This is a genomic window from Streptomyces sp. HM190, assembly GCF_009857135.1.
In the GTDB taxonomy this organism is placed as follows: Bacteria; Actinomycetota; Actinomycetes; order Streptomycetales; family Streptomycetaceae; genus Streptomyces; species Streptomyces heilongjiangensis.
Genome location: NZ_CP047318.1, coordinates 4,008,966 through 4,034,156 on the forward strand (window position 1 = coordinate 4,008,966; position 25,191 = coordinate 4,034,156).

Sequence of the window (25,191 nt, forward strand, 5' to 3'; positions counted from 1 at the left end):
CCTGCACCCCACCACTGACAAAAGCCCTGACCTGCGAAGACGCCACCCCCCACAGCTCGCCCACCCACACTGCGACCCGCGTCAGTACCGCCCCTGTCAGCGCAGCCCCGCGTCAGTACCGCCCGCGTCAGTGCCGCCCCGCGTCAGCGCAGCCCCGTCAGTGCCGCCCCGCCACCCGGTCCGCCCAGCGCGCCAGCCGTGACGACTCCGCGCGCAGCGAGGCCGTCTCCCGCCGGTCGGCGGTGCGGTACGTGGCGTACATCCCCTGCACACCCGCCCAACGGAACGGCTCCGGCTCCCACTTGCGTACCCGGTGGTTCACCCACGGCAGCGAGGTCAGCTCCGTCTCCCCGCCCTGCCCCGAGTCCCGCCGGACGAGGTCGCGCAGGGTGCGGGCGGCGAGGTTGGCGGTGGCCACGCCGGAACCGACGTAGCCGCCGGCCCAGCCGAGCCCCGTCGACCGGTCGAGGGTGACCGTGGCGCACCAGTCGCGCGGCACCCCGAGGACACCGGACCAGGCGTGGGCGACCCGCACCCCGGCCAGCGACGGGAAGAAGCCGACGAGGATCTCGTGCAGCGCCTCGATCGTCTCCGGCTGCGTACGCCCGTCGTTGTCGGTCCGGGACCCGAAGCGGTACGGCACCCCGCGCCCGCCGAGCGCGATCCGCCCGTCGTCGGTGCGCTGGGCGTACATGTACGCGTGGGCCATGTCCCCGAGCGTCTCCCGACCGTCCCAGCCGATCGACGCCCACTGCTCGGCGGTCAGCGGCTCAGTGGCGATCATCGACGAGTTCATGGGCAGCCAGGTCCGCTTCTGGCCCTTGAGGTTGGCCGTGAAGCCCTCCGTGCAGCGCAGCACATGGGACGCCCGGACGGTGCCGTACGGGGTGACCGCGTGCCGGGGCCGGATCTCGGTGACCGGCGTCAGCTCGTGCACGGTCACGCCGAGCCCCTCGACGACGTCCGCCAGCCCCGTCACCAGCCGCACCGGGTTCAGTCGCGCCCCGTGCGGCGTCCACGCCGACCCGACGGCACCGGCGACGCGGATCCGCTCGGCGGTCTCCCGGGCCCCGTACAGCTCCCGGTCGTCCTCCCCGAACGCCACCTCGTGCGCGTGGAACGCCTTGAGCCGCGCCAACTGGGCCGGGGTGCGGGCCACTTCGAGGACGCCGCCCCGGTGGATCCCGGCGTCGACACCCTCGTCCGCCGCGACCCGCACCACTTCGGCGACCGTGTCGTTCATGGCCCGCTGCAGGCGCACGGCGGCGTCCCGCCCGTGCAGCCGGGCGTACCGGTCGCGCCCGGCGATTCCGTTGTAGAGCCAGCCGCCGTTCCGACCCGAGGCCCCGTACCCGCAGAAGCGCTGCTCCAGGACGACGATCCGCAGCGACGGGTCGGCCTTCTTCAGGTAGTACGCCGTCCACAGCCCGGTGTACCCGCCGCCGACGATCACGACGTCGGCGGTCGCGTCCCCGGTGAGCGGCTCCCTGGGCGCGGGGATGCCGGCCTGGGCGTACCAGAAGGAGACCCCGCCGTTGACGGTGGAGGCGGTCGCGTCCGAGCTGCTCATGGCCGGACGCTAACCCCTGCCGACGGGCCTTGTCTCCTACGGATTCCGTCGTTCCCGACACCCCGGAGGGCCGGAAAATCAAGGGACTCCGCGACGCCGCGCACGTAGGGTCGCCCACGTGATCGATGTTCCGGAGGAACTGGCCGAGACTCAGGAAGAGATCAACGGAGCGGCGGGCCGCCGGTTCGTCGCCGGGCTGCCCCGGCTGACCGCCGCGTTCCTCGACCGCTGGGGGCTGCGCCTCGACGGGACCCCCATGCACGGCATGTGCGCCCTGGTCGTCCCCGTGGTCGGCACGGCCGACGGCACCCCGGCCGTCCTGAAGCTGCAGATCCTCGACGAGGAGAGCGAGGGCGAGCCGGTCGCCCTGCGCGTCTGGGACGGCGACGGGGCCGTACGGCTCCTGCGGTACGACGACGGGACGGGCACCATGCTCCTCGAACGCCTCGACCCGGCCCGGATGCTGTCCCACGAGCCGGACTCCCGCAAGGCCGTCCTGGTCATCGCCCGTCTGCTGGCCCACCTGACGGCGACGCCCGCCCCCGAGGGCCTTCGGCGTCTCGCCGACATCGGCGCCCGCATGCTGGAGCGGACCCCGGCGGTGCTGGACCGGATCGCGGACCCGGGGGACCGCCGGCTGATCGCCGACTGCGCCGCCGCGCTGCGCGAGGTGCTCGACGAGCCGGGCGACCGGCTCCTGCACTGGGACCTCCACTTCGACAACGTGCTGGGCGCCGACCGTGCTCCCTGGCTCGCCATCGACCCCAAGCCCCTCGCCGGCGACCCCGGCTTCGACCTCTGGCCCGCCCTCGACAACCGCTTCGAGGCCGCCGAGGTCCGCTGGCGCTTCGACGCGATGACCGACGTCCTGGGCCTGGACCGCGCGCGGGCGGGCGCCTGGACGCTCGCCCGCGTCCTCCAGAACGCCCTGTGGGACATCGAGGAGGGCCGCTCCCTCCAGCCGGACGACCTGGAGATCGCCCGTCGTCTGCGCTGACCGCCCCACCGGAGCGCGCGCGTGTGCACAGACCGGCCCGGGGGCGGAACAGGCCGCTCCCGTCGGTCCCGTCACACCTCTTGCGAAGGTCCGGACCAACCGCTACTCCTATCTGTCAGGAAGGTTTCCTTCTAGTTGCCCGGCACGATCAGCACCACCGGTACCACCGACCCCACCGGCACCACCGATCGCAGTGGCACCACCGACCGCAGTGGCACCACCGGCACCACCGCATCCGTCGGCTGCTCGACGCTCGACCCGGAACCCTCCCCCTCAACCGTCCCCCTCCCCCTCACGGCTCACCCCTCGCCCCTCGACCGCCAGGAGCCCCCATGAGACCGGCACGATCCGTCCTGCTCAGCGCCGCGCTCCTCCTGCTCGGCCTCGCCCTCACCCCCACCTCGGCACAGGCCACGCACCCCCCGTCCGACTCCCCCCGCCCCGACCGCGCCCAGGCCGCGCCGACCGCCGTCACCCCCGTGGCCGCGAACGGCCAGTTGAAGGTCTGCGGCACCAAGCTCTGCAACGCACGAGGAAAAACGATCCAGCTGCGCGGTATGAGCACCCACGGCCTCCAGTGGTACAGCCAGTGCGTCACGAGCGGTTCCCTGAACGCGCTCGCCACGGACTGGAAGGCCGACGTCCTGCGCATCTCGATGTACATCCAGGAGGGCGGCTACGAGACCGACCCGCGCCGCTTCACCGACCTGGTCCACTCGGCCATAGAGCAGGCCACGGCGCGCGGCATGTACGCCATCGTCGACTGGCACATGCTCGACCCCGGCGACCCCCACGAGAACCTCGCCCGCGCCAGGACGTTCTTCTCCGAGATCGCCCGGCGCCACCGCGACAAGAACAACCTGCTGTACGAGATTGCCAACGAGCCCAGCGGCGTGAGCTGGTCCCGCATCAAGAGCTACGCCGAGCAGCTGATCCCCGTCATCCGGGCCGAGGACCCCGACACCCCGGTCCTCGTCGGCACCCGCGCCTGGTCCTCACTCGGCGTCTCGGAGGGCGCGAACGAGTCCGAGGTGATCGCCAACCCGGTGAACGCGTCCAACATCATGTACACGTTCCACTTCTACGCGTACTCGCACCGGGACGAGTACCTCCAGACCCTCTCCCGCGCGGCCGACCGCATCCCCGTCTTCGTCACCGAGTTCGGCACCCAGAACTACGCCGGTGAGGGCGCGAACGACTTCGCCATGTCGCAGCGCTACCTCGACCTCCTCGCGGCCAAGAAGATCAGCTGGGTCAACTGGAACTTCTCCGACGACCACCGCACCGGCGCCGTCTTCAAACCGGGCACCTGCAACGCCAACGGCCCCTGGACCGGCACGGCCCCCCTCAAGCCGGCAGGCACCTGGATCCGCGACCGCATCAGGACCCCGGACGACTTCTGACCACCACCCCCGACAAGGACACGAAACCCCGGGTCGGCGATCACCTGACCCGGGGTCTCTCTCCCGGAGCCCCCTGTCGGATTCGAACCGACGACCTACGCATTACAAGGGCTGGTGGGGTTGTGATGGCGGGTGTCGCATGATCACACCAAATTCCGTTTTCCCTGATCAGCGGCTCGCAGGAGGCTCCGAACCTGCCGCTGCATCCATATGTTGCCGCGCCGTCCGCTCACGCATCTCAAGCGATGTGACCAGCACTCTCCCGAGAACCTGCAGCTGTCCGGGCGTCATGGCCCCTCAGTGGTACAAGACAATGCCGCGACACAGCACAGCGCGATACGGCCGAGAACCGACGTTCCGCCACTCCCTGCCGTACATGAGCCCGGAGGGTGCGTGCAGCCGAGAATCCTCGCCAGAAACCTGCCCGGACGGACGCCACGGGGCCTGAGGTGGTGTTGACCGCTTTGACCGCGCGGCGCTGGATCCGACGCGAAGCGGTCCTGGATCACGAGACGGCCCCAGCTTCAGCTCCAGCGCCTCTCTGGAGGCGGTGCCGCCGAAGTACGTCGGCCCGCGTCCCGACCTGCTCGGCTTCCAGGCGGGTGTAGCCGGTCCTTCGCGCCCAGCGCCTATGGCGCCCCGGCTGCAACACCGGCGTTCCCCACGGCGAGTATCGCCACACGCTGCCCGTTCTCCCAAGCGGCCGTGCGGACGTACCGGCCCGTCCTCGTGTGTGCGATGCCCGGCCGGGTATCGCACACACGAGGACCGACATGAGCTCAGATGCCGCTCAGCTGCTCAGCTGCTCTGCTCTCCGCACAGCAGGGCCTCGGCCTCGATTTCGACAGCCGAGAGATCCTCGCGGATGCCACATGTGAACAGCGCGGAGTATGTGGCTGGCGACCACGTGGTCAAGGTACCCCGCACAGCTTCCTGCCCCTTGCTGCCACAGCCGTAGACAAAGGATGCCTCGACCGTGTCGACCCCCACTACAGCCACCAGCACACCGTCGAACTTCCCGGACGACGTTTTGAGGGTCTTGTCACCCTTGCTCAAGGTGAACGTCGTGCCCACCTTCATCAAATCGAGCCCGGTCTGCTCCGCAAGAGAGTCGACGGCGGCCTGCGGGTCCAGCGTGCCGTCCGGAAGCGGCGGCGAGATGGTCGCCTTCAGTGTGCGGAGCGGAACGAGGTCGAACGTCGACTCGACGGTTTGTCCAGCCGGAACGTGCACTTCCTGCGCGTCGGACACAGCGGCCAGCTTCTCCCGCTTCGTCACCTTGCCCCAGTGGAACGTCGCCTTCTGACAGGTCCAGTTCTTCGGTACCGCGCGGCTCGCCGCGGATGTCTTGCTCGCGGACGGTCCGGCCTGCGGTGCTGCGTCCGCCGTGCAGGAAGCTGTCACCAGGATGGCAACGAGCGCGGCTGCGCCGCGCAATGGTCTGTTCACGTTCAGCACCCCTTGTTGATCGCTATCTTGGCCAGCCCGTCCCGCGGCTTCTGGTCACAGCGGTAGCCATCGTCGTAGTTGACCGACGAGAAGGAGCGTCCCTTCGCCGTATACGACTTGACGTGGCTCGTCAGACTCTGGCAGTGGTAGCCGTATTCCACCCCTCGGACGTAGCGCCTGCCGTGGTAGAAGACCCACTTGTGCCCGGATGGGAGGTTGATGCTCCAGGTGTACGACTTCTTCTTCGTCTTCGATCCGAGGCCCCGGAGTTCGATCCCGGTGTCGATCCTCGCATCGGCGAGAAACTTCAACTGTGCCTTTACCGAGGTGGTGGCCGTGAGTGTGACCTCGGCCTCCAGATGAGTCTGCACCTCCTCGGTGACGGAGTACTTCCTTTTGACGCCAGTGTGGTTGCCGATGACGTCCAAGTGCGTGAGCTTCCAGGACTTGGTGACGTAGTCCATGATCCGGTAGTCCGGGCAATTCCCATGGCGTACGTCTGCATGGGCGGTCTGCCCCGGCACGAGGAACACCGACCCCATGAGCGCGAGGGCAAAAGCCAGCGGTGTTCTCCTCGCGGTGCTTTTCAGCGGTCTCTTAACCAGTCTGGTTTCGCGATCTTGCGGCTGTACCCGGCCGGGAACGGGTACAGCCACCGCGTGATCATCGGTTGGTGTGTGGACAAACGAAGATCGTGCGGTGGCCGCGGGCCATAGCGTAGACCCTGCCCGCTGGCGGGCGATGTTCGACCAGGCCATGGCCCGGATCGCTGGCCGGTTCGGCCGAGTTGAACCGAGAGCGAGTGCCCGCGCTTATCTGCTCGGGCTGCTGTCGAAGGCAGAGCGGAAGAACTGCTGGCAGCTGGCCGAACAGGCCGGCCTGGCCCGGCCGGGGCCGATGCAGCGGCTGCTCCGCTACGCCCGCTGGGACGCCGACGCCGTCCGTGACGACATCCGCGCCTATGCCGTCGAACACCTCGGCACCGACGGCGGCGTCCTGATCGTGGACGAGACCGGTTTCGTGAAGAAGGGCCACGCCTCGGCGGGAGTGCAACGCCAGTACACCGGCACCGCGGGACGCATCGAGAACTCCCAGGTCGGGAACCCCTTCCGATCAAGGAGTCAGACCCGTGCAAGACCCTATGTACCTTGCTGACCTGCCCGGCGAAGTCCCCGTATGCCGAGTCCGTGGCGGTCGTCGAGGACGAATAGACATATCGGCGATGCGCTGACCGTTGACATCGACCCGGCGGAGGGCTGGCACCGTGACAACCACCGCCTACGCCTGGGCGACGAGTTCCGCCTCCGGTTCCGCTGGTTCCGGCGGAACCGATCCTCGTCGAGCGGGCCCCCGAGCCGGTCGACGCGACCCCCGTCGGGCCCGTCCTCGGCCCCTGGACGCCCGTGGCGGAACTGGCGGGCGGAACCGGCGGAACCGGCCTCGACCTGCGGCTACCCGACGGGTACCGGGCCGCCGGGCCGCTCGACGGAACCGAGGCGGAACCGGCACCGGAACCAGTTCCGCCCGTAGTTCCGCCGACCGGAACCGGCGCCGTCGACATCGAGACCGAGGACTCCCAGAACACGACGTTCGAGGCCCGCGTGGCGCTCGTACGCGGGTGGCTGGTGACCGAGCCGGAACTCACCGGAACCGAGATCGGAACCAGGCTCGGCGTCTCGGACGGGACACGCGAACCGTCCGGGGGCCGTTCTGCTGCCCTGCGGCGGAGACGCGTACGCGCGCAGGGGGGAGGCCCGACTGCCGTGCTCGGGGGTAACCAGCCGTCGGGCGGGGGGGTCATGAGCGTCTCTGCACGCGCCTTTTGGCCTTGTACGCCTGCCACATCTCGGTCGCCGTCGGGCAGTGGGTCTGCCCGTACCCGCAGTCCGCGCACCCGGTCAGGTGGTTGATGAACACCCCGTACTCGTCCTCACCGGGGAGCCGGTCCGGCAACCTCAGCGGCTGCATGCCGCGGGGTACGCGCCCGCTCACGCCTTCCTCCGCTTCCTGCGCGGCTGGTGGTGGTTGCGGATCTCGACGTTGAGGTCTGACACCCTCGACATGTCGCCCCGCCCACGGGCTTCGGCACGTTCCTTGGCCAGTGCAGCGCACACCCTGCAGCCGTCCGGCGGTACCGGCTCATCAGGCGGAAGCCCCAGCGTGACGGGCAGATCCATCGTGGTGTGGCAGCTGGTCATGGTCGGCTCCATGGCAGGTGGACGTGGGTACCGTCACATCGTCCCCACCAGGCAAGGCCCCGGCGTTGACGGACTGGCAACACCCGGAGTCTTGAACCCCGTTGACCGGGTGGCTACACGCCGCACCAGCCAGCGAACTCCAGCAGATCACCCGGCGCCTTCGCCCGCGCCCGCAGCAGCGTCGCCACCGTCTCGTGCACACCGGGGTGATACCGGGTCTGCTGCGGCGCCACCTGGCGCGCGTTCGCCAGGGACTGGAACGCGTCCTCGTGGCGCGCCGTCCACGTCTCCGCGCGCGCCCGATCCACCCAGTAGTGCCCGGCCCGAGCCTCCGGGTAGTCGTCCGGCAACCGGATCTTGCGGGCTTTTTCCAGCGCACGCGCGTGCCTGTCTCGGTCGCTCGACGCCGACATGCCGTGAATTACGACGTTGACCGGGCCGAACACGAGCCCGTAGTCGCGGGTCTCGCCGGTCTCCTCGGCGATCTCCCCGGCCGCCGCGAGCCAGTCGTCCGCGCCGGCGGTGTCGCCCTGGCGGCTGGAGAGGATCGCGCCCTTCAGGTGCAGGGCGCCGCGCACTGCCTTGGTGGCCTGATCGCCGTCGTCGTCGAGGTCCTTCAGCGCCTGCTTGACGAGGAGGACTCCGCGGTCGTGGCGGGCGGCGTCCGCGAGCAGCTGCGCGCGGTCCCACCGCTCGATAGCGACCTGCCTCGGGTCGCCGGACTGCGGGGCGGCGACCGCCATCCGGGACAGGGCGAGGCGGGCGAGGTCACCGAAGCCGATCTGACGGCCGACCACGTACACGGTGCGGCATAGCTCTGCCTGCAACCACGCGGCCCGCTCCAGCGTATGCCCTGAACGTTGGGTGAGGACGTGAGCGTTGACCTCGGCGAGCAGCGAGGGGAGTTCGTGGGCGATGTCGATGTACTCGGCGCGGGCCCGCTGCTGCTCCAGGCCGGCCACGACGGCTTCGAGGACGGGGAGCGTGCGGGGCGGCGGGTCGTCGTCGCCGAGGGGGATGTCCCAGTCGTCCAGGGCGACGCTGATGGGCGTTATCAGCTGGTCGAGCTGGTCGGCCTGGAGCTGGTGGATGTAGGGCTGGCCGTGCAGCACGGAGATGCTGACGGACAGGGCGCGGGCGACCGCGGAGACGATGGCGGGGCTGGCCTGGCGCTGGCCGGTGATGATGCGGGAGAGCATCGACGGGGAGACGTTGGCGCGGCGTCCGAGTTCCCGGAGGGAGAAGCCGCGGAGGGCGCTCACCTCTTCGATACGCGCCCCGATTCCGCCGGTGTCCCGGCGTGTTGGGTGTGGCATGCTGGGCTCCGTTCTGACCTCGACACTCAGAACGGTACGCCCGGTCGGCTCCGGGCGTAGGCGTGTGCGGCCCCTGCAACCTGCGGGGGCCGTCGTGCTGTTGACGCCCGGCCGTGACCGCGGCTCGGCCGTCACACGTCAGGGTCACAAGCCGGACACATGCATTCCGCGCGGCCCCTCGTACGCCAGATGATGCGGGTCTCACCACGTACGTCCTTGGGGGGACCATGAGCAACACCACGCCACCAGCCGCGCCCGACTCCCCGCCGCCGACCCCGCCTCAGACACTGGAGCCGGAGCCGAAGCCGAAGAACCACACCAACGCGATCATCATCGGGGCCGCCGCCGCGATCATCGCCACGATCATCACCACCGGCATCGTCGTCGTGCAGGCCACAAACGACGACAGCAAGCCAGCCGCCGCCTCCTCGGCATCGAGCGCCCCAGACGAGGACGTAGCCGAGCCCGCCGCGGAGGAGTCGGAGCCGACGTACGCCGCACTTACCCCCTCCGACTTCACGATGGAGCTACGCACCACGGAGCGACAGTGCTTCGGTTCGGCGGGCTGCAACGTGACGGTCGAGCCGGTTCTGTCCTACGTGGGCGAATGGAACGGGGTCGATCCTGACGCGGTCTACTCGATCACCTACGAGATTCGTGGCGACAAGTCGGGGCCGGTCATCGAGACGGCTGAGCTGTCGGACGAGACGAGTCTGAGCTACACGCCGACTTCGATCAGCACGGTGTCGTCGAGCAAGAAGGTGTCCGTGAAGATCACAGATGTGGTGATGCAGGGATGAGCGGCGCACGCCGTACGTAAAGCAGCTCCGCTCCGGGGTGTCCGGGGCGTCGAGGACGGAGAGGACGAAGCCCCCGAGCGCGGCCGTGACAGACCGGGCCGGGGGCTTCAGCGTTTGACCGGTCCCGCAGGGCCGTTCAGCGGGGCGAGGAGCGCCGCCAGGACTCATCGAGGTTGAGCGCCGTACCGCAGTGAGCCGAGGAGAAGCCCGACCCGCGAGGGGCCGGGCGAGGGGTCAGCGGCGGCCGTACTCGATGACGCCCGGCCGCACCATCCGCCCGCGGTCACCGGGCTGCGCGTCCGGGGCGTCCTGGATCAGCGGCCAGTCGTAGGCCTCCTGAGGCTTCGGCAACGGCGTGAAGTCCTGCCGCTCGAAGCCCCGTTCCGGGCCCCGGCCGGCGAGGGTCTCGCGCAGCTGGCGCACCTCGCCGAGGTAGCCCTCCTGGTCGAGGTGCCGCTCGGTCCAGTCGCGCAGGATCGTCTCCTCGCTGTGGTCCACGGCGAAGGTGAGGACGGCGCGGCGCATCGCGTCGTCCCCGAACCGCTCGGCCTCGGCGAGGAGCCGGGCCCGGCCCCCCTGGTCGGTGCCCTGTGCCTCCTTCCACGCGGCACGGAAGGCGTTCATCAGCACGGCCTTGTCGGCGGGGGTGGCGGTCTCGGCGATCCCGGCCCCGACGGGCACCAGGCTTTCGAGGTAGGCCAGGCGGGCGCGGCGGCGTTCGGTCAGCCGCTCGTACGCCTCGGTGACTTCCCTCACGTGCGTGTCGTACAGGGCGGTGACCTGCTGCGCCTTCCAGCGGGCGGACGCGTCGGCGTTGCCACGGATCGGGCCAGCCTTGTCCATGAACGTCTGCCTGGAGGTACGGGCGGCGAGATGGTCGGCGTCCTCGTTGGGGTGCGGCAGCGGGGCGGGGATGGCCATGGTCAGGCGTCCTTCCGGATCAGGTCGTGCAGGTCGAGATCGGTCGTGGGGGCGCTGACCATGCATTCGCCCATGCGCTTCGGGCCGTACGGGTCGTCGTCGTGCGTGATCGTGTGGGAGCCGCAGGTCAGCAGGCCCGCGCGCTGCTCGCGGCGGCTGCCGAGCGGCGCAACGGCGCCCGCTGGTCCGTTGCCCTCGCCGAGGGCCTGCGCCAAGGTGAGGCGCCAGCCTGCGCTGGAAGTACGTCGACCTGGACAACGGCGTCATGAAGGTCTGGTGGCAGCTCCAGAGGCTGACGTGGCAGCACGGCTGCGAGGACCCGCATGCCTGCGGGGAGAAGCACCACCGGAAGGCGTGCAAGGCCACCTGCGAGCGGCACTCGTAGCTGAAGAACGGGTGCCCCAAGCCGTGTCCGAAGGACTGCACGGCGCACGCCAAGGTGTACCCGGAGCCTACGGGCGGGGGCCTGGTCTTCCGGGAGCCGAAGGGGAAGAACAAGCGGCTCGCGCCCATCCCTCTCCCGCTGATTCCGCTGCTGAGGGCGCACCGCAAGGACCACCTGCGCGAGCGCCTGGCGGCCGGGGAACTGTGGGAGGAACACGACCTCGTGTTCTGCCAGGAGAACGGCCGGCCGATCGATCCCCGCATGGACTGGCAGGAGTTCAAGGACATCCTCGCCACCGCGAGCCTGCGTGACGCCCGGGTGCACGACAACCGGCACACCGCGGGCACGCTGCTGATCGAGTCGGGTGTCTCGCCCCGGGTCGTGATGGAGATCCTCGGCCACAGCTCGATGCGGATGATGACGCGGTACACCCACGTCGCGTCCGTCCTCGCGAACGATGCGGCGAGGCGGATGGGGGACGCGCTTGGGGAGTGAACAAACGTTCTATCGCAACTAGCACTGCAACTAGGCGAGGAACAGAACAGCGGCTCCCCGGAGGAAACCGCTGGTCAGACACTGAGCCCCCTGTCGGATTCGAACCGACGACCTACGCATTACAAGTGCGTTGCTCTGGCCAGCTGAGCTAAGGAGGCGTGGCCCCGCGCGGGGGCGCCCGTGCAGTGTACCCACGTCATGGGGTGGTCCCGTCGAAAATTTCCGCGAAGTTCACAGGGGTCGGGGTACTGACAGACCAGGTGAACGCCAGGTACCGTCCTGAGCCAGTCCCTCGCATGGACTACACCACCGTGGAACCGTCCCCGGTGGCTCACCACCTTTACTCGGATCGTCCGGCACGTTCCTGCCGGTGAAGGGGGTCTACGACCCATGGCCACTGTCACGTTCGACAAGGCGACCCGGATCTACCCGGGTTCCACCAAGCCCGCCGTCGACCAGCTCGACATCGCGATCGAGGACGGCGAGTTCCTCGTCCTCGTCGGACCGTCCGGTTGCGGCAAGTCCACCTCGCTCCGCATGCTCGCGGGCCTGGAGGACGTCAACGGCGGCGCCATCCGCATCGGTGACCGCGACGTCACGCACCTGCCGCCGAAGGACCGGGACATCGCCATGGTGTTCCAGAACTACGCGCTCTACCCGCACATGACCGTCGCCGACAACATGGGCTTCGCGCTCAAGATCGCCGGCGTCAACAAGGCGGAGATCCGGCAGAAGGTCGAGGAGGCCGCGAAGATCCTCGACCTCACCGAGTACCTGGACCGCAAGCCGAAGGCCCTCTCCGGTGGTCAGCGCCAGCGTGTCGCCATGGGCCGCGCCATCGTGCGTGAGCCCCAGGTGTTCCTCATGGACGAGCCGCTGTCGAACCTCGACGCCAAGCTCCGTGTCTCCACCCGTACGCAGATCGCGTCGCTCCAGCGCCGTCTCGGCATCACCACCGTCTACGTCACCCACGACCAGGTCGAGGCCATGACGATGGGTGACCGCGTGGCGGTCCTCAAGGACGGCCTGCTCCAGCAGGTCGACACCCCGCGCAACATGTACGACCGCCCCGCCAACCTCTTCGTCGCCGGCTTCATCGGCTCCCCGGCCATGAACCTGGTCGAGGTCCCGATCACCGACGGCGGTGTGAAGTTCGGCAACAGCGTCGTCCCGGTCAACCGTGACGCCCTGAAGGCCGCCGCCGACCGGGGCGACCGCACGGTCACCGTCGGTGTCCGCCCCGAGCACTTCGACGTGGTCGAGCACAACGGGGCCGCCGCCTCCGCCCTGTCGAAGGACTCCGAGGACGCTCCGGCCGGCCTCGCCGTCTCCGTCAACGTCGTGGAGGAGCTCGGCGCCGACGGCTACGTCTACGGCACCGCCGAGGTCGGCGGCGAGACCAAGGACCTCGTGGTCCGCGTCAACGGCCGCCAGGTCCCCGAGAAGGGCGCCCAGCTGCACGTCGTGCCGCGTCCGGGCGAGACCCACGTGTTCTCGACCTCCACGGGCGAGCGCCTCACCGACTGACCCGGACACGACCGTCCGCGAAACATCCGGCCCGGGATAAATCACCCAGGTTGACGAAAAGGGCCCCGCAGCCAGCCTGCGGGGCCCTTTTCCCTGCCTCCAACCACCCTGGCAAAACAGCTAATTTCGACTCTTGTGCGTCAACACGGCGCCAGGACGGCGGCGCTGCGGCGTCCCCCGTATCGGTGACCTAATGTCGCCATATCACTACCCCGCGCTACCCTCACTCGCGTGAAGCACACCCACACCTACACCCAACGGACGCGCCGCGGCCGCGGCCCCGCCCGCCGGATCGGCCGCTCCCTCGCCCTCGTCCTGCCCGTCGTCCTGGTGCTCTCCGGCACCCTCGCGGTCACCAGCGTCAACTGGTCCGGGACCGACCCCTCCGAGTCGATCCTCGCCGCGTCGGACGTCTCCGCCCAGCGGACCTCCCCCCGCGCCAAGGCCCGCGCCCCGCACGAGCTGCTGCGCGACAAGCTCCTCATGGAGCTCCAGGAGCAGAACCCCGGCGTCGCCCTCACCCACCTCCAGCAGGCCGTGAACGGCCGCCCGTCGCTGGCGAAGCACTGCACGTCCATCGCCCGCGCCCTGGGCCGCGCCGCGGTCCGCGCGTACGGCCCCACCCGGGCCCAGTCGTACGCCCGCCCCGTCTGCGACACCTCCTTCGCCACCGGAGTCGCGGCACTGCACGGCTGACGTCCCGCCCAAGGGCTCACAGGAACAGGGCTCACAGCAACACTGAGAGCCCCACGACACCACTGGGGCCCCGCGACGGGCCGCAGCACACACGGAGGGCCTCGCAGGACGCCCAGGGCGCTCGCACCCCCAGTCCGCCCCCCGATACCGATCACCCAGGGCCGTGCTCCCGCGAACGGGGCGCCACGTACAGTTCGGGCATGACCGATCCGAACGCCGCGTCGCGCCCCGTTCAAGCCGTGGTCCTGGCAGGTGGCCAGGGCTCCCGGCTGCGCCCGTACACCGATGACCGGCCGAAGCCCATGGTCGAGATTCCGGGCACGGGCACCCCGATCATCGGCCATCAACTGACCTGGCTCGCCGAGGAGGGCGTCACCGACGTCGTCGTCTCCTGCGGGCATCTCGCCGACGTCCTGCAGAACTGGCTGGACTCGGCCGACCTGCCCGTCCGCGTCACCACGGTCGTCGAGACAGAACCCCTGGGCCGCGGCGGGGGCCTCAAGTACGCGGCCGCGCACCTGCCGCACCCCGACCGGCCCTGGTACGCCACCAACGGCGACATCTGGACCCGCTTCTCGCTGCGCGACATGGCGGACTTCCACGCCGAGCGCGACGCCGTCGCCACGCTCGCCCTCGCCCGCCCCCGCATCCCCTGGGGCGCCGTCAAGACCGACGGCTTCGGCCGCGTCACCGACTTCATCGAGGCTCCGCCGACGACGTACGAGATCAACGCCGGCGTCTACGTCTTCTCCCCCGAGTTCGCGGGTCTCCTCCCGGAGCGCGGCGACCACGAACGCACCACCTTCCCCCGCCTCGCCCGGGAACGCCGCCTGGCCGGCTTCCCGATCCCCCAGGGCGCCTACTGGCGGGCGATCGACACCGCGAAGGACCTGACGGAAGCGGCGAGGGAACTGGCGACCCTGGGCCGCTAGGACACCATCGAAGCCCAGCTCTCACGCCCGGGAGGCGCGGGGAACCGCGCGACCGGTCACTGCGGACCGTACTCGCCGACGCACCCGGCACCCGCACCCGCACCGGCACCCCCGAGTCCGTCGGGTGCGCGAGCACACGGAACGGGCCCCGCAGGGAATCCGATCCCTGCGGGGCCCGCCCTTCACCGCCTCGAAAGGCGGTGGAACCTACCCGAGCAGCCCTCCGACCAGCCCCGGCTGCCCACCGGAGGAGCTGCCGCCGGAACCGCCGGTGGTGCCACCCGACCCTCCGGTCGTCCCGCCGGAGGCACCCGCACCACCGCTGGAGGTCGGGCCCGCGGTCGTCGGCGCCTGCTCGACCGGGGCGGACTGCTGCGGCGGAGCCTGACCCGCCGTGCCCTGCGTCTGGCTGGGCTGCCCGGTGGCCGCGCCCGCTTCCTGCGTGGCTTCCGGCGTCGTGGTGGCCCCCTGCGTGGGGCTCGCCGACGTCGCCCCGGCGCTCGGCGAGGTGGACGCGGAGGGGGTGCGCCGCTCCTTGCGGCCCTGGTCGGGCTCGCCGGGAAGCGGCGATCCGGGCAGTTCGTTGCGCGGCGCCTCCCCGGGACCGGGAACGACGATCCGGTCGGCGTCCCGCACCGCTCCGCCGAGCATCGACCCGACCAGCAGCGTGAGACCGACGACGATCGCGGCGACGAGGGCGCCCCGGCGCAGCACGTAGCGCCGCAGCTCCCAGATGTCGGCGCGCGGACCGAGCGTGCGCCAGGCACCGCCCGCGAGCCGCCCGTCGACCGAGTACACCGGGGCACCCGCGATGACCAGCGGGGACCAGGCGGCGAGGTAGATGATGTCGGGCGTCTCGTAGACGGGGACGGTCTTCCAGCTGACGGTCACCAGCAGCGCGGCCGACAGCAGCACCCCGAACCCGGCGGCGACCCGCTGCCACAGGCCGAAGATCGTGAGAACGCCGACGATGACCTGGGCGAACGCGATGACCAGGCCGGAGCCGACCGGGTGTTCCAGCGCGAACTGCCGCAGCGGCTCGGCGACCTCCCACGGGTGGAGCGTGTTCAGCCACTTCACCATGGAGCCGCGCTTGCCGCCGTCGAAGTAGTGCGGGTCGCAGAGCTTGCCCATGCCGGCGTAGATGGAGATGAAGCCGAGGAAGACGCGCAGCGGCAGCAGCACCACGCCCAGGTTCATCCGCCGGCCGGGGTAATAGCCCTGCCGGACGGGCTCGTTGCCGGTGCGGCGCCGCGCCCTCCCGCCGTCCGGGTCGCCGTCGTCGTACCCGTCGGTGAAACGGTCGTCGGCGTAGTCGTCCCGGCCCGCGTATCCCGGCTCGTCGTACGCGCTGCCGACCTGGCGCATGGCGGGCAGCAGCCGGGTGCCGTCGGGGGCGGCGTGGCCGCCGTGGGTGCGCTGGCTGCCGACGACGGGCGTCTCGATCGTCTCCACCGTCAAGTCGGCGTCGTAGCGGCCGCTTTCGACGTCGAAACCGCCGGTGTCGGTCTCCGTGACACCGAGGCGCGGGATGACCTGGGTGGCGCCGGCTTCCCTGGCGGCCTGGAGGAGACGGTGGGCCCCGGTGTCGTCCGGCGCGGACTTCCCGCTCCAGACGACCGGGCGCCGACGCCCGGCGGCAGGCGCGCCGGCGCGCACCGCCGTGCCCACGGCGGGCATCCGCGCGGTGTCCTCGGTGGCGCTCAGGTGCCGTGCGATCCGCGGGGACGCCCGCGTGGAGGCGCCCAACTGCACGCGGAAACTCGCGTGGTTGACGATGACCTGCGCCGGATCGCTCGGCACCTTCACCATGCTCAGCGCGGGAGCGTCGTCGAATCCCGACGAGCGGTCCCCCGTGGGTGTGCGGGGTGTTCTGGTGTCCACACTCATCTAACCGAGTGACGTGTCGTTAGGACACTGCTTTGACCGCGCCGATCTGTCCGGACCGCGTCAAGGCGATCGTGAACACCCCGAGCCCCCGGTCGGAGGCCCGGTCAGCCGCGGCGCCGAGCCGCCTCGTACAGCACAACTCCCGCCGCGACACCGGCGTTCAGGGACTCCGCGCCACCCGGCATCGGAATCCGCACCCGGAAGTCGCAGGTCTCCCCGACCAGCCGCGACAGGCCCTTGCCCTCGCTGCCGACGACGATGACGACGGGCCCTTCCAGCGCCTCCAGCGCACCGACCTCGACCTCGCCGTCCGCGGCCAGACCGACCACGACGACACCGGCCTTCTTGTACGCCTCCAGCGCACGCGTCAGGTTGGTGGCGCGGGCGACGGGCGTACGGGCGGCCGTACCGGCGGATGTCTTCCACGCGCCGGCGGTCATCCCGGCCGCGCGCCGCTCCGGTACGACGACGCCGTGGCCGCCGAACGCGGAGACCGAGCGGACCACGGCACCGAGGTTGCGCGGGTCGGTCACCCCGTCGAGTGCGACGATCAGCGGGTCCTCGCCCTCGTCGAACGCGGCGGCGACCAGGTCCTCGGGGTGCGCGTACTCGTACGGCGGGACCTGCAGGACGAGGCCCTGGTGGTTGAGCCCGTTGGTCATCCGGTCCAGCTCGGGGCGGGGCGCCTCCATGAGGTGGATGCCGCCGCGCTCACCGGCGAGCTGGAGCGCCTCGCGCACCCGCTCGTCGTTGTCGATGAACTGCTGGACGTAGAGCGTGGTGGCGGGCACGCCCTCACGCAGCGCCTCGACGACCGGGTTGCGGCCGACGACCATCTCCGAGGTGCCCCTGCCACCGCGGCCACGCGCCACGGGACGGCGCGCCGTCTGCTTGGCCTTGGCGTTGGCGATGCGGTTCTTCTTGTGCCCCTTGCGCATCTCGGCGGGCGGCGTCGGGCCCCTGCCTTCCAGACCCTTGCGTCGCTGGCCGCCACTGCCGACCTGCGCGCCCTTCTTGCCGGACATGCGGCGGTTGTGAGCGGCCATGACCTACCTGTCTCCTGGAAGCTTTCGTACACGTGCGCGTGTACGTCGTTGAAGTCTCGTCCATGCAGTGTGCCGCCCGGAGGCCCGAGCGGCACAATCGATCAAGGTGATCGCGGGTCAGCGGGTGCCGAGCGTCCAGCGCGGACCGTCCGGGCCGTCCTCGATGACCAGGCCCGACTGGTTGAGCTGGTCGCGGATGGCGTCCGCGGTGGCCCAGTCCTTGCGGGCGCGGGCGGACTCGCGCTGCTGGAGGACCAGACCGACCAGGCTGTCGACGACACCGTGCACGCTCTGGGTGAGCACGGTCTCGCCCCGGTCGCCGCCCTCGCCGGACCAGTGGGCGTCGAGCGGGTCGAGCCCGAGGACGCCGAGCATGGCCCGCACCTCGGCGAGGCGCGCCACGGCGGCCTCCTTGTCGTCGGCGGCCAGCGCGCTGTTGCCCTGGCGGACCGTGGTGTGCACGACGGCGAGCGCCTGCGGCACGCCCAGGTCGTCGTCCATGGCGTCGGCGAACGCCGGCGGCACCTCGGCCGCCGGCTCGACGACCCCGCCCGCCTTCTCGACGACCCGCTGCACGAAGCCCTCGATCCGGGCGAACGCCGACTCGGCCTCGCGCAGGGCCTCCTCGCTGTACTCGATCATCGACCGGTAGTGCGGGGTGCCCAGGTAGTAGCGGAGGACGATGGGCCGCCAGTGCTTGACCATCTCGCTCACGAGGACCGAGTTGCCGAGCGACTTGGACATCTTCTCGCCGCTCATGGTGACCCAGGCGTTGTGCACCCAGTACCGGGCGAACGCGTCACCGAACGCCTTGGCCTGCGCGATCTCGTTCTCGTGGTGCGGGAAGATCAGGTCCAGCCCGCCGCCGTGGATGTCGAACTCGCTGCCCAGGTACTTGTGCGCCATCGCGGAGCACTCCAGGTGCCAGCCCGGCCGGCCCCGGCCCCAGGGCGTCTCCCAGGTGGGCTCACCCGGCTTCGCCGACTTCCACATGGCGAAGTCACGCGGGTCCCGCTTGCCGGTCTCGCCCTCGCCGGACGGCTGGAGCAGGTTGTCCAGCTCCTGGTTGGACAGCCGCAGGTACTCCGGGAACGACCGCACGTCGAAGTACACGTTGCCGTCGGCCTCGTAGGCGTGGCCGCGCTCGATCAGCCCGCGCATCATCTCGACCATCTCGGTCACGTGCCCGGTGGCACGCGGCTCGTAGGTCGGCGGCAGGCAACCGAGCGCGTGGTAGCCGTCGTTGAAGGCGCGCTCGTTCTCGTAGCCGATCGACCACCAGGGGCGGCCCTGGTCGGCCGACTTGGCGATGATCTTGTCGTCGATGTCCGTGACGTTCCGGATGAACGTCACGGCGTACCCGCGGTACTCGAACCACCGACGCATGATGTCGAAGTTGAGCCCGGAGCGGATGTGGCCGATGTGCGGGGCCGCCTGCACGGTGGCACCGCACAGGTAGATCGAGACGCAACCCGGCGTGATGGGGTCGAAGTCACGAATCTGCCGGGCGCTGGTGTCGTACAGGCGAATAGTCACGCCTCCAGGGTAGTGGGCGACCGCCGGTGCGCTGCGCCGATCCCGTCGAAGGGCCACGAATTCGTGACACGGGGCCGCGCCGCCGGTCCGGGCGCCTGGTGGCTCGGGGGCGCGTGTTCCGTCGGCGGGTGCGGGTGGTTCGTGATGTCTCGCGCAGTTCCCCGCGCCCTGGAGCGACGGGGCCTGCGGCCCACGCTCCCCGAAGCGCACGGGGCACAGCCCCGGCCGCCCCTCAGGGGCACGGGGCGGTGACACCTGCGGCTCCGCCACGTGGGCGCGACCAGCGCCCCCGCACCCGCACCCGCCCATGCACCCGCACCCCCGAACCCGGCCGGCACCCCCGAACCCGGCCGCGCCTCAGACCCTCGCGACCAACGCCGTGGCCACCGCCATCAGGCCCTCGCCGCGGCCGGGGAAGCCCAGCCCGTCCGTCGTCGCGCCGGAGACGGAGACCGGTGCTCCCACGACCTCCGACAGCACCTTCTGCGCCTCGTCCCTCCGCTTGCCGATCTTCGGTCGCGGCCCGACGACCTGCACCGCCACGTTGCCGATCACGAACCCGGCGTCGCGGACGATGCGCGCGGCCTCCGCGAGGAGCGTCACCCCGGACGCACCGGACCACTCGGGCCGGCCCGTGCCGAAGTGCAGGCCCAGGTCACCGAGGCCCGCCGCGGAGAACAGCGCGTTGCACGCGGCGTGCGCCACGACGTCCGCGTCGGAGTGCCCGGCGAGGCCCGGTCCCTCCCCCTCCCACTTCAGCCCGGCGCACCACAGCTCCCGGCCCTCCTCGAAGGCGTGGATGTCGGTGCCGATGCCGACCTGCGGCAGCACCACCGCGGGTGTCGCGTGCGTCTCAGAACCCATCGTTGAGCCTCCTGCGAGCCAGGACCGCCTCGGCGAGGACCAGGTCGAGCGGGCGGGTCACCTTGAACGCCTCCTCGTGTCCGGGCACGACCACGACCGGCGCTCCGAGCCGTTCCACCATGCTCGCGTCGTCGGTGACCTCACCGGTGACCGTCTCGTGCGCCCGCACGAGGATCGCCCGGTCGAAGCCCTGCGGGGTCTGCACCGCCCTGAGCCGGGCCCGCTGCGGGGTGGCGACGACGCGCTCGGGCGTGCCCGGCTCGGCCGTGGGCTCGACCTCCTTGACCGTGTCGGCGAGGGGCAGCGCGGGCACCACGGCCGGCGCCCCGTCCCGTACGGCCTCGATGACGGCGTCGACCGTGTCGACCGGGACCAGCGGACGCGCCGCGTCGTGCACCAGCACGATGTCGTGGCCGGGGGGCAGCGCGTCGAGGCCGAGACGCACGGACTCCTGCCGTGACTCGCCGCCGGGCACGACCAGGAAGTCGGTCCGCTCGGGCAGCGCGTGCGCGTCGAGCAGGGACTTGACCTCGGCGGCCCCGTCGGGCGGCGCCACGACGACGACCAGGGAGACGGCGCGGGACGCGGCCATGGCCCGTACCGCGTGGATGAGCATGGGGGTTCCGTTCAGCGCACGGAGTGCTTTGGGGGCGCCCGGACCGAGGCGTACACCCCGGCCGGCGGCCGGGATCACGGCTGCCGTACGGGCTCCCGCGCCGGTCCCGGAAGGCGAAGGACGCGAATCGTCAGACATCGGTTCCTGTCAGGTTTGTGTGCTCGGCCTACGTGGGTATGGCCACAGCGTGCCGGGCGCGACATCTTGACCGGACCCTTCCGTGACATCTGGTCGAGCCATCTGCCCGGGCCCGGCACGCCAAGTATCGGGGACCCGTCCCCTCGTAGGTCGTCCGGCGTCCGTGGCCTGGTACGAACATGCCGCAGCGCCCGGCGACAATACGTACGTCATCGGGCACCGCGGCATTTGCTGTGCTGCGTCGAGCGGCTGAGCGGGCTGGCTGCCTGCCTCAGTCAGTTCAGGACGCGAGGACCTCGTCCAGCAGGGCCTCGGCCTTGTCCTCGTTGGTGTTCTCCGCGAGGGCGAGCTCGCTCACCAGGATCTGGCGGGCCTTGGCGAGCATGCGCTTCTCACCGGCGGACAGTCCGCGCTCCCGCTCACGACGCCACAGGTCACGGACCACTTCCGCGACCTTGATGACGTCACCGGAGGCGAGCTTCTCCAGGTTTGCCTTGTAGCGGCGCGACCAGTTCGTGGGCTCTTCGGCGTACGGCGCGCGCAGCACCTCGAAGACCCGGTCCAGGCCGTCCTGACCGACCACGTCACGCACACCCACGAACTCCGCATTGTCCGCCGGTACGCGCACCGTCAGGTCACCCTGGGCGACCTTGAGCACCAAGTAGGTCTTGTCCACGCCTTTGATCTGGCGAGTTTCGATGGCCTCGATCAGCGCGGCCCCGTGATGGGGATAGACCACGGTGTCGCCAACCTTGAACGTCATGTGACAGGTACCCCTTCCGTGGCTATCCAGGGTAACACGGATACGGCGTGTTCTGAATGGCGTTTTCGCAGGTCAGGGCATATCTCGGGGCTTGACAACAGCGACAGGAACGTGCTGCGAGGGGCGAACGGGAGCGGGTATTCGCAGGTCGGAGCGGCTCTCCGGGCGGAGCGAAACACACACGCCACACGCACCCGAAGGGCTCATCGACTGTCCGAACGTCCCACTTTGTCCGCCTCCAAGTGTACGACTTCCGTTACTCCGTTCGGTGGGTGGAGTCGGGTACGAGACGAATCCGGAATTGATCAAGGAGTTCGATCTCCCGGAGATGTTCCGCCGTTACCTGATCGTGTTCCGGAGGGGTTCAGGCTCCGGTTCCTCTCCGGTTCCGGCGCGGGTTCCCCTGCGGTTCCTACGTGCTTCCGCCCGGCTTCCGGCGTGGTTCTCGACGTGCTTCCGGACGTCTTCCCGGCGGGCTTCCGGCGGCTGATCGATTTTCCGTGGCCGTGCGCATTCCCCGCCGGAAATCGAGGGGCGGCGAGGAAGGGATCGGTGGGGGTTATGTGAATGCCGGACGAGCGGACGGACGGCCCGTCGGTCAATTGCTTCCGGTGACTCGCGGGGCACTTGGGGAGGGTCGGGTGCGGTCGTGATGGGGCGGCTCGGTAACCTAAGCGCGCTACCGATCACGTATCGCCCACGTTCAAGGAGTTGCCGCCGCCGTGAGCAGCAGCCTTCGACGCGGCGCACTCGCCGCCGCCGCCCTCGCGTTCTCGATCGCCTCGCTCGCCGCGTGCAGCGCCGGCAGCAACGCCCAGACGCTCCAGATCAAGCCGGACAACGCGGCGACGACCGTCGGGGACATCAAGGTCCAGAACGCGATCGTGGTCACCCAGCCGGACGCCGCGGCCAAGGGCCCGGCGGTCGTCTCCGCGACCCTGTTCAACAGCTCGACCACCGACCAGACGCTGGACTCCGTCACCGTGGACGGCGCCGGCACCGCCGAGGTCACCCCCGTCAAGGGTGAGGGCAAGGGCGGCAAGGTCGTCGTCCCGGCCGGCGGCTCCGTGATCCTCGGCGGCGAGGGCAACGCCTCCGCCGTCCTGCCGGAGATCGGCTCCGCCGTGCAGAACGGCAACGCCCAGCAGGTCACCTTCACCTTCAGCGAGACCGGTGACGTGAGCCTGCGCGCCTTCGTCGTCCCCGCCGAGGCCTACTTCGAGAAGTGGGGCCCGAGCGACATCCCCGAGGCGCCGGCCTCCAGCCCGAGCCCGTCGGACGAGGCCTCCGGCTCGCCGTCCGCCTCCGGTTCGCCGGGCGAGGGCACCGCCGCGGAGGAGGGCGCCGCCGCCGGTTCGTCCGGCTCGCCGTCCGCCTCCGAGTCCGAGGCGACCGCCGGCGACTGAGCGCCGTACGCACGACGCGCACGCCGAAGGGCGGCACCCCACGCGGGGGTGCCGCCCTTCGGCACTTTCGGCTCGCGGCTACGGTTTACGCCTACGGCTCGGCTTGCGCCTTCTGGCTCGGCTCACGGCTCGAACTTGTAGCCGAGGCCGCGGACCGTGACCAGGTATCTGGGGGCGCCCGGGTCCGGTTCGATCTTGGCGCGGAGGCGCTTGACGTGGACGTCGAGGGTCTTGGTGTCACCCACGTAGTCGGCGCCCCAGACGCGGTCGATGAGCTGCATGCGGGTCAGCACGCGGCCCGCGTTGCGCAGCAGCATTTCGAGCAGGTCGAACTCCTTGAGGGGGAGGTCGACCTTGGAGCCGGAGACCGTGACCACGTGACGGTCGACGTCCATGCGGACCGGACCGGCCTCCAGCGCGGCCGGGGTGACCTCCTCGGGCTCGCCGCGGCGGCGCAGTACGGCCCGGATACGGGCGACGAGCTCGCGCGAGGAGAAAGGCTTGGTGACATAGTCGTCGGCTCCTATTTCCAGGCCCACGACCTTGTCGATCTCGCTGTCCTTGGCCGTGACCATGATCACCGGGACGTTGGAGCGGCTCCGCAGCTGACGGCAGACCTCGGTGCCGGGCAGACCGGGCAGCATCAGGTCGAGGAGGACGAGGTCGGCGCCGTTGCGCTCGAACTCGTCGAGTCCGTCGGGCCCGGTGGTCGCGATGGCGACCTCGAAGCCCTCCTTGCGGAGCATGTAGGACAGGGCGTCGGAGAAGGACTCCTCGTCCTCGACGACGAGCACTCGGGTCACGGAAGGACCTCCGGGGCGGGATGCGGTTCGTACGGGGATGACTCGGTGTGCGGTTGTCCGTCCTCGTCGTCGAGGTCCGGGTGGTGCGTGGCGCGGTCGCGGGACGCGCCCGCCTCCGGCAGCCTGAGGGTGAACGTGGAGCCCTGGCCTTCGGAGCTCCACACCGTGACCTGCCCGCCGTGCGAGGCCGCCACGTGCTTGACGATCGCGAGTCCGAGACCCGTGCCGCCGGTCTGGCGGGAGCGGGCCGGGTCCACGCGGTAGAAGCGCTCGAAGATGCGCTCCTTGTCCTTGTCGGAGATGCCGATGCCCTGGTCGGTCACGGAGATCTCGATGAGGTCCCCACCGGGTGCGGACACCCTGCGCGCGGCGATGCCGACGCGGGTGCGGGCCGGGGAGTAGTTGACGGCGTTCTCGACGAGGTTGCCGAGGGCCGCGGCGAGCTGGCCGCGGTGGCCCCAGACCCTCAGCGCGGCGGTGCCACCGGCCGCGATGGTGATCTGCTTGGCGCCGGCCTGGTGGCGGCAGCGGTCGACGGCCTCGGCGACCAGCTCGTCCACCCGGACGGGCTCGGCGTCCTCCAGCGGGTCGTCGTTCTGCACGCGGGAGAGGTCGATGAGCTCCTGCACCAGGTTGGTGAGCCGGGTGGCCTCGATCTGCATCCGCCCCGCGAAGCGTTCCACCGCCTCCGGGTCGTCGCTGGCGCCCATGACGGCCTCGGAGAGCAGGGACAGGGCGCCGACCGGCGTCTTCAGCTCATGACTGACGTTCGCGACGAAGTCGCGCCGTACCGCCTCTATGCGACGGGCCTCGGTGAGGTCCTCGACGAGGAGCAGCACGAGCCGGGAGCCCAGCGGGGCGACGCGCGCGGAGACCGCGAGGGCCTCGCCGCGCCCGGTGCCGCGCCGGGGCAGGTCCAGCTCGACCTGGCGTATCTCCCCGTCACGGCGGGTGTCGCGCGCCATCTGGAGCATCGGCTCGATGGCGAGCTTCCCGCCGCGGACCAGCCCCAGGGAGTAGGCGGCGGAGCTCGCCTTGACGACGCCGTCGCCCTCGTCGAGCACCACGGCGGAGGAGCGGAGCACGGAGAGCACGGTGTCCACACCGGGCGGCAGCACCGGGTCGGTGTGCAGGGAGGTCCTGGTCGGACGCTTCTGCTCGCGCTCGCTGAAGCGGAACGCCAGCATGGCGATGACACCGGTGAGTACACCGGCGATCGCTGCCGCTGCGGCGACCGCCGCGTTCACGTCCATGCATCCAGGTTAGGCACGAGGTCGGACATCCCCACAGCACTCGAAGGGCGACCTCGAACACTCGTCGCCCAGAGTTCACCTTGGAGCCAGGGATGGTTCATTTGGGATGGCGGAAACGGACGCGTACGGATCGGAACGTGGGAGCGTGGGGTTCATCCGGGCCCCCCGGGCCGGCATCCGCTCCGGC

General features: G+C 70.5%; 25 protein-coding genes, 1 tRNA gene and 1 pseudogene. 10 read left to right on the forward strand and 17 right to left on the reverse strand.

The genetic code is table 11. The annotated features are described in order from the left end of the window. Window positions 1–157 precede the first annotated feature (157 nt). Window positions 158–1,570 carry an NAD(P)/FAD-dependent oxidoreductase gene (locus tag GSY65_RS16950; protein ID WP_159769345.1) on the reverse strand — a complete coding sequence of 471 codons (1,413 nt, stop codon included), beginning with the start codon at window positions 1,568–1,570 and terminating at the stop codon, window positions 158–160. Between the two features lie 118 nt (window positions 1,571–1,688). Between GSY65_RS16950 and GSY65_RS16955 the strand changes: the two genes are divergently transcribed. The 3 genes from GSY65_RS16955 to GSY65_RS16965 all read left to right on the forward strand — a co-directional run bounded on the left by GSY65_RS16955 (window position 1,689) and on the right by GSY65_RS16965 (window position 3,970). Then, the gene (locus GSY65_RS16955) at window positions 1,689–2,567 is read left to right on the forward strand and encodes an aminoglycoside phosphotransferase family protein (RefSeq protein ID WP_159769348.1); all 879 of its coding nucleotides are present in this window, start codon (window positions 1,689–1,691) and stop codon (window positions 2,565–2,567) included. Between the two features lie 135 nt (window positions 2,568–2,702). Beyond that, window positions 2,703–2,903: a hypothetical protein gene (locus GSY65_RS33300; protein WP_201452569.1), complete on the forward strand. Its 201-nt coding sequence runs from the start codon at window positions 2,703–2,705 to the stop codon at window positions 2,901–2,903. Further along, window positions 2,900–3,970 carry a glycoside hydrolase family 5 protein gene (locus GSY65_RS16965; protein ID WP_159769351.1) on the forward strand — a complete coding sequence of 357 codons (1,071 nt, stop codon included), beginning with the start codon at window positions 2,900–2,902 and terminating at the stop codon, window positions 3,968–3,970. The genes GSY65_RS33300 and GSY65_RS16965 overlap by 4 nt, the downstream gene beginning before the upstream one ends. Before the next feature lie 798 nt (window positions 3,971–4,768). On the opposite strand, the gene GSY65_RS16970 is transcribed toward GSY65_RS16965, so the two are convergent. Continuing rightward, complete coding sequence (locus GSY65_RS16970) at window positions 4,769–5,428, reverse strand: hypothetical protein (RefSeq protein ID WP_159769354.1); 660 nt, start codon at window positions 5,426–5,428, stop codon at window positions 4,769–4,771. After that, window positions 5,422–6,075, reverse strand: coding sequence for a hypothetical protein (locus tag GSY65_RS16975; RefSeq protein WP_159769357.1), 654 nt, complete (start codon window positions 6,073–6,075; stop codon window positions 5,422–5,424). Before GSY65_RS16975 ends, GSY65_RS16970 begins: the two co-directional genes overlap by 7 nt. A gap of 85 nt (window positions 6,076–6,160) precedes the next feature. Here GSY65_RS16975 and GSY65_RS16980 point away from each other — a divergent pair. Further along, window positions 6,161–6,520 (forward strand): annotated as a pseudogene (locus GSY65_RS16980) (IS701 family transposase); the annotation flags it as partial. Between the two features lie 696 nt (window positions 6,521–7,216). Here GSY65_RS16980 and GSY65_RS16985 read toward each other — a convergent pair. The 3 genes from GSY65_RS16985 to GSY65_RS16995 form a co-directional block, all read right to left on the reverse strand. Next, entirely contained in the window at window positions 7,217–7,411 is a 195-nt protein-coding gene (locus tag GSY65_RS16985) for a hypothetical protein (protein WP_159769360.1), read from the reverse strand. After that, window positions 7,408–7,617, reverse strand: a complete 210-nt coding sequence (locus GSY65_RS16990; RefSeq protein ID WP_159769363.1) for a hypothetical protein — start codon at window positions 7,615–7,617, stop codon at window positions 7,408–7,410. Before GSY65_RS16990 ends, GSY65_RS16985 begins: the two co-directional genes overlap by 4 nt. A 113-nt stretch (window positions 7,618–7,730) precedes the next feature. After that, complete coding sequence (locus GSY65_RS16995; protein ID WP_159769366.1) at window positions 7,731–8,933, reverse strand: helix-turn-helix domain-containing protein; 1,203 nt, start codon at window positions 8,931–8,933, stop codon at window positions 7,731–7,733. Window positions 8,934–9,160: 227 nt separating this feature from the next. On the opposite strand from GSY65_RS16995, the gene GSY65_RS17000 reads away from it, so the two are divergent. Further along, window positions 9,161–9,733 carry a hypothetical protein gene (locus tag GSY65_RS17000; protein WP_159769369.1) on the forward strand — a complete coding sequence of 191 codons (573 nt, stop codon included), beginning with the start codon at window positions 9,161–9,163 and terminating at the stop codon, window positions 9,731–9,733. 234 nt (window positions 9,734–9,967) lie between these two features. Here GSY65_RS17000 and GSY65_RS17005 read toward each other — a convergent pair whose 3' ends face one another. Together GSY65_RS17005 and GSY65_RS33305 are read right to left on the reverse strand one after the other, a co-directional pair. After that, window positions 9,968–10,654, reverse strand: a complete 687-nt coding sequence (locus GSY65_RS17005) for a hypothetical protein (RefSeq protein WP_159769372.1) — start codon at window positions 10,652–10,654, stop codon at window positions 9,968–9,970. A gap of 2 nt (window positions 10,655–10,656) precedes the next feature. Next, the gene (locus tag GSY65_RS33305; protein WP_201452869.1) at window positions 10,657–10,869 is read right to left on the reverse strand and encodes a hypothetical protein; all 213 of its coding nucleotides are present in this window, start codon (window positions 10,867–10,869) and stop codon (window positions 10,657–10,659) included. A 224-nt stretch (window positions 10,870–11,093) separates the two neighbouring features. On the opposite strand from GSY65_RS33305, the gene GSY65_RS33795 reads away from it, so the two are divergent. Continuing rightward, on the forward strand, window positions 11,094–11,534 hold the full coding sequence (locus GSY65_RS33795; RefSeq protein ID WP_236579836.1) for a tyrosine-type recombinase/integrase: 441 nt from the start codon (window positions 11,094–11,096) through the stop codon (window positions 11,532–11,534). An 84-nt stretch (window positions 11,535–11,618) separates the two neighbouring features. Here GSY65_RS33795 and GSY65_RS17015 read toward each other — a convergent pair. After that, window positions 11,619–11,692: transfer RNA gene (locus GSY65_RS17015), tRNA-Thr, on the reverse strand. A gap of 232 nt (window positions 11,693–11,924) precedes the next feature. Here GSY65_RS17015 and GSY65_RS17020 point away from each other — a divergent pair. The 3 genes from GSY65_RS17020 (at window position 11,925) to GSY65_RS17030 (ending at window position 14,689) form a co-directional block, all read left to right on the forward strand. Then, window positions 11,925–13,061 (forward strand): ABC transporter ATP-binding protein, encoded by a 1,137-nt coding sequence (locus GSY65_RS17020; RefSeq protein WP_055537947.1) that lies wholly within the window; start codon window positions 11,925–11,927, stop codon window positions 13,059–13,061. A gap of 231 nt (window positions 13,062–13,292) precedes the next feature. Beyond that, a complete protein-coding gene (locus GSY65_RS17025) occupies window positions 13,293–13,757 on the forward strand; it encodes a hypothetical protein (RefSeq protein WP_159769375.1) in 465 nt (154 codons plus the stop codon). A gap of 200 nt (window positions 13,758–13,957) precedes the next feature. Next, the gene (locus tag GSY65_RS17030; protein WP_159769378.1) at window positions 13,958–14,689 is read left to right on the forward strand and encodes a nucleotidyltransferase family protein; all 732 of its coding nucleotides are present in this window, start codon (window positions 13,958–13,960) and stop codon (window positions 14,687–14,689) included. 207 nt (window positions 14,690–14,896) lie between these two features. Here the strand turns inward: GSY65_RS17030 and GSY65_RS17035 are convergent, their stop codons facing one another. The 6 genes from GSY65_RS17035 to GSY65_RS17060 form a co-directional block, all read right to left on the reverse strand. Beyond that, window positions 14,897–16,579, reverse strand: a complete 1,683-nt coding sequence (locus GSY65_RS17035; protein WP_159769381.1) for a DoxX family protein — start codon at window positions 16,577–16,579, stop codon at window positions 14,897–14,899. 104 nt (window positions 16,580–16,683) lie between these two features. Further along, the gene (gene rlmB / locus GSY65_RS17040; protein ID WP_159769384.1) at window positions 16,684–17,625 is read right to left on the reverse strand and encodes a 23S rRNA (guanosine(2251)-2'-O)-methyltransferase RlmB; all 942 of its coding nucleotides are present in this window, start codon (window positions 17,623–17,625) and stop codon (window positions 16,684–16,686) included. Window positions 17,626–17,742: 117 nt separating this feature from the next. After that, entirely contained in the window at window positions 17,743–19,161 is a 1,419-nt protein-coding gene (gene cysS, locus GSY65_RS17045; RefSeq protein WP_159769387.1) for a cysteine--tRNA ligase, read from the reverse strand. A gap of 357 nt (window positions 19,162–19,518) precedes the next feature. Then, a complete protein-coding gene (gene ispF, locus GSY65_RS17050) occupies window positions 19,519–20,025 on the reverse strand; it encodes a 2-C-methyl-D-erythritol 2,4-cyclodiphosphate synthase (protein ID WP_159769390.1) in 507 nt (168 codons plus the stop codon). After that, a complete protein-coding gene (gene ispD / locus GSY65_RS17055; RefSeq protein WP_159769393.1) occupies window positions 20,015–20,779 on the reverse strand; it encodes a 2-C-methyl-D-erythritol 4-phosphate cytidylyltransferase in 765 nt (254 codons plus the stop codon). The genes ispF and ispD overlap by 11 nt, the downstream gene beginning before the upstream one ends. Window positions 20,780–21,059: 280 nt before the next feature. Next, complete coding sequence (locus GSY65_RS17060; protein ID WP_003953493.1) at window positions 21,060–21,542, reverse strand: CarD family transcriptional regulator; 483 nt, start codon at window positions 21,540–21,542, stop codon at window positions 21,060–21,062. A gap of 722 nt (window positions 21,543–22,264) precedes the next feature. On the opposite strand from GSY65_RS17060, the gene GSY65_RS17070 reads away from it, so the two are divergent. Beyond that, a complete protein-coding gene (locus GSY65_RS17070) occupies window positions 22,265–22,948 on the forward strand; it encodes a copper chaperone PCu(A)C (protein ID WP_159769396.1) in 684 nt (227 codons plus the stop codon). A 122-nt stretch (window positions 22,949–23,070) separates the two neighbouring features. Here the strand turns inward: GSY65_RS17070 and GSY65_RS17075 are convergent, their stop codons facing one another. Both GSY65_RS17075 and GSY65_RS17080 read right to left on the reverse strand, forming a co-directional pair. After that, window positions 23,071–23,751: a response regulator transcription factor gene (locus GSY65_RS17075; RefSeq protein WP_033322296.1), complete on the reverse strand. Its 681-nt coding sequence runs from the start codon at window positions 23,749–23,751 to the stop codon at window positions 23,071–23,073. Continuing rightward, window positions 23,748–25,004, reverse strand: coding sequence for a sensor histidine kinase (locus GSY65_RS17080; protein ID WP_159769399.1), 1,257 nt, complete (start codon window positions 25,002–25,004; stop codon window positions 23,748–23,750). The genes GSY65_RS17075 and GSY65_RS17080 overlap by 4 nt, the downstream gene beginning before the upstream one ends. Window positions 25,005–25,191: the final 187 nt, after the last annotated feature.

What these genes read in the sequence shown, in the direction of transcription:
- GSY65_RS16995 (WP_159769366.1), bottom strand. Translation starts at nt 8,933, where the DNA reads ATGCCACACCCAACACGCCGGGACACCGGCGGAATCGGGGCGCGTATC.
- GSY65_RS16990 (WP_159769363.1), bottom strand. Translation starts at nt 7,617, where the DNA reads ATGACCAGCTGCCACACCACGATGGATCTGCCCGTCACGCTGGGGCTT.
- GSY65_RS17035 (WP_159769381.1), bottom strand. Translation starts at nt 16,579, where the DNA reads ATGAGTGTGGACACCAGAACACCCCGCACACCCACGGGGGACCGCTCG.
- GSY65_RS17000 (WP_159769369.1), top strand. Translation starts at nt 9,161, where the DNA reads ATGAGCAACACCACGCCACCAGCCGCGCCCGACTCCCCGCCGCCGACC.
- rlmB (WP_159769384.1), bottom strand. Translation starts at nt 17,625, where the DNA reads ATGGCCGCTCACAACCGCCGCATGTCCGGCAAGAAGGGCGCGCAGGTC.
- GSY65_RS17030 (WP_159769378.1), top strand. Translation starts at nt 13,958, where the DNA reads ATGACCGATCCGAACGCCGCGTCGCGCCCCGTTCAAGCCGTGGTCCTG.
- GSY65_RS16950 (WP_159769345.1), bottom strand. Translation starts at nt 1,570, where the DNA reads ATGAGCAGCTCGGACGCGACCGCCTCCACCGTCAACGGCGGGGTCTCC.
- ispF (WP_159769390.1), bottom strand. Translation starts at nt 20,025, where the DNA reads ATGGGTTCTGAGACGCACGCGACACCCGCGGTGGTGCTGCCGCAGGTC.
- GSY65_RS17080 (WP_159769399.1), bottom strand. Translation starts at nt 25,004, where the DNA reads ATGGACGTGAACGCGGCGGTCGCCGCAGCGGCAGCGATCGCCGGTGTA.
- GSY65_RS16965 (WP_159769351.1), top strand. Translation starts at nt 2,900, where the DNA reads ATGAGACCGGCACGATCCGTCCTGCTCAGCGCCGCGCTCCTCCTGCTC.
- GSY65_RS17020 (WP_055537947.1), top strand. Translation starts at nt 11,925, where the DNA reads ATGGCCACTGTCACGTTCGACAAGGCGACCCGGATCTACCCGGGTTCC.
- ispD (WP_159769393.1), bottom strand. Translation starts at nt 20,779, where the DNA reads ATGTCTGACGATTCGCGTCCTTCGCCTTCCGGGACCGGCGCGGGAGCC.
- GSY65_RS17005 (WP_159769372.1), bottom strand. Translation starts at nt 10,654, where the DNA reads ATGGCCATCCCCGCCCCGCTGCCGCACCCCAACGAGGACGCCGACCAT.
- GSY65_RS17060 (WP_003953493.1), bottom strand. Translation starts at nt 21,542, where the DNA reads ATGACGTTCAAGGTTGGCGACACCGTGGTCTATCCCCATCACGGGGCC.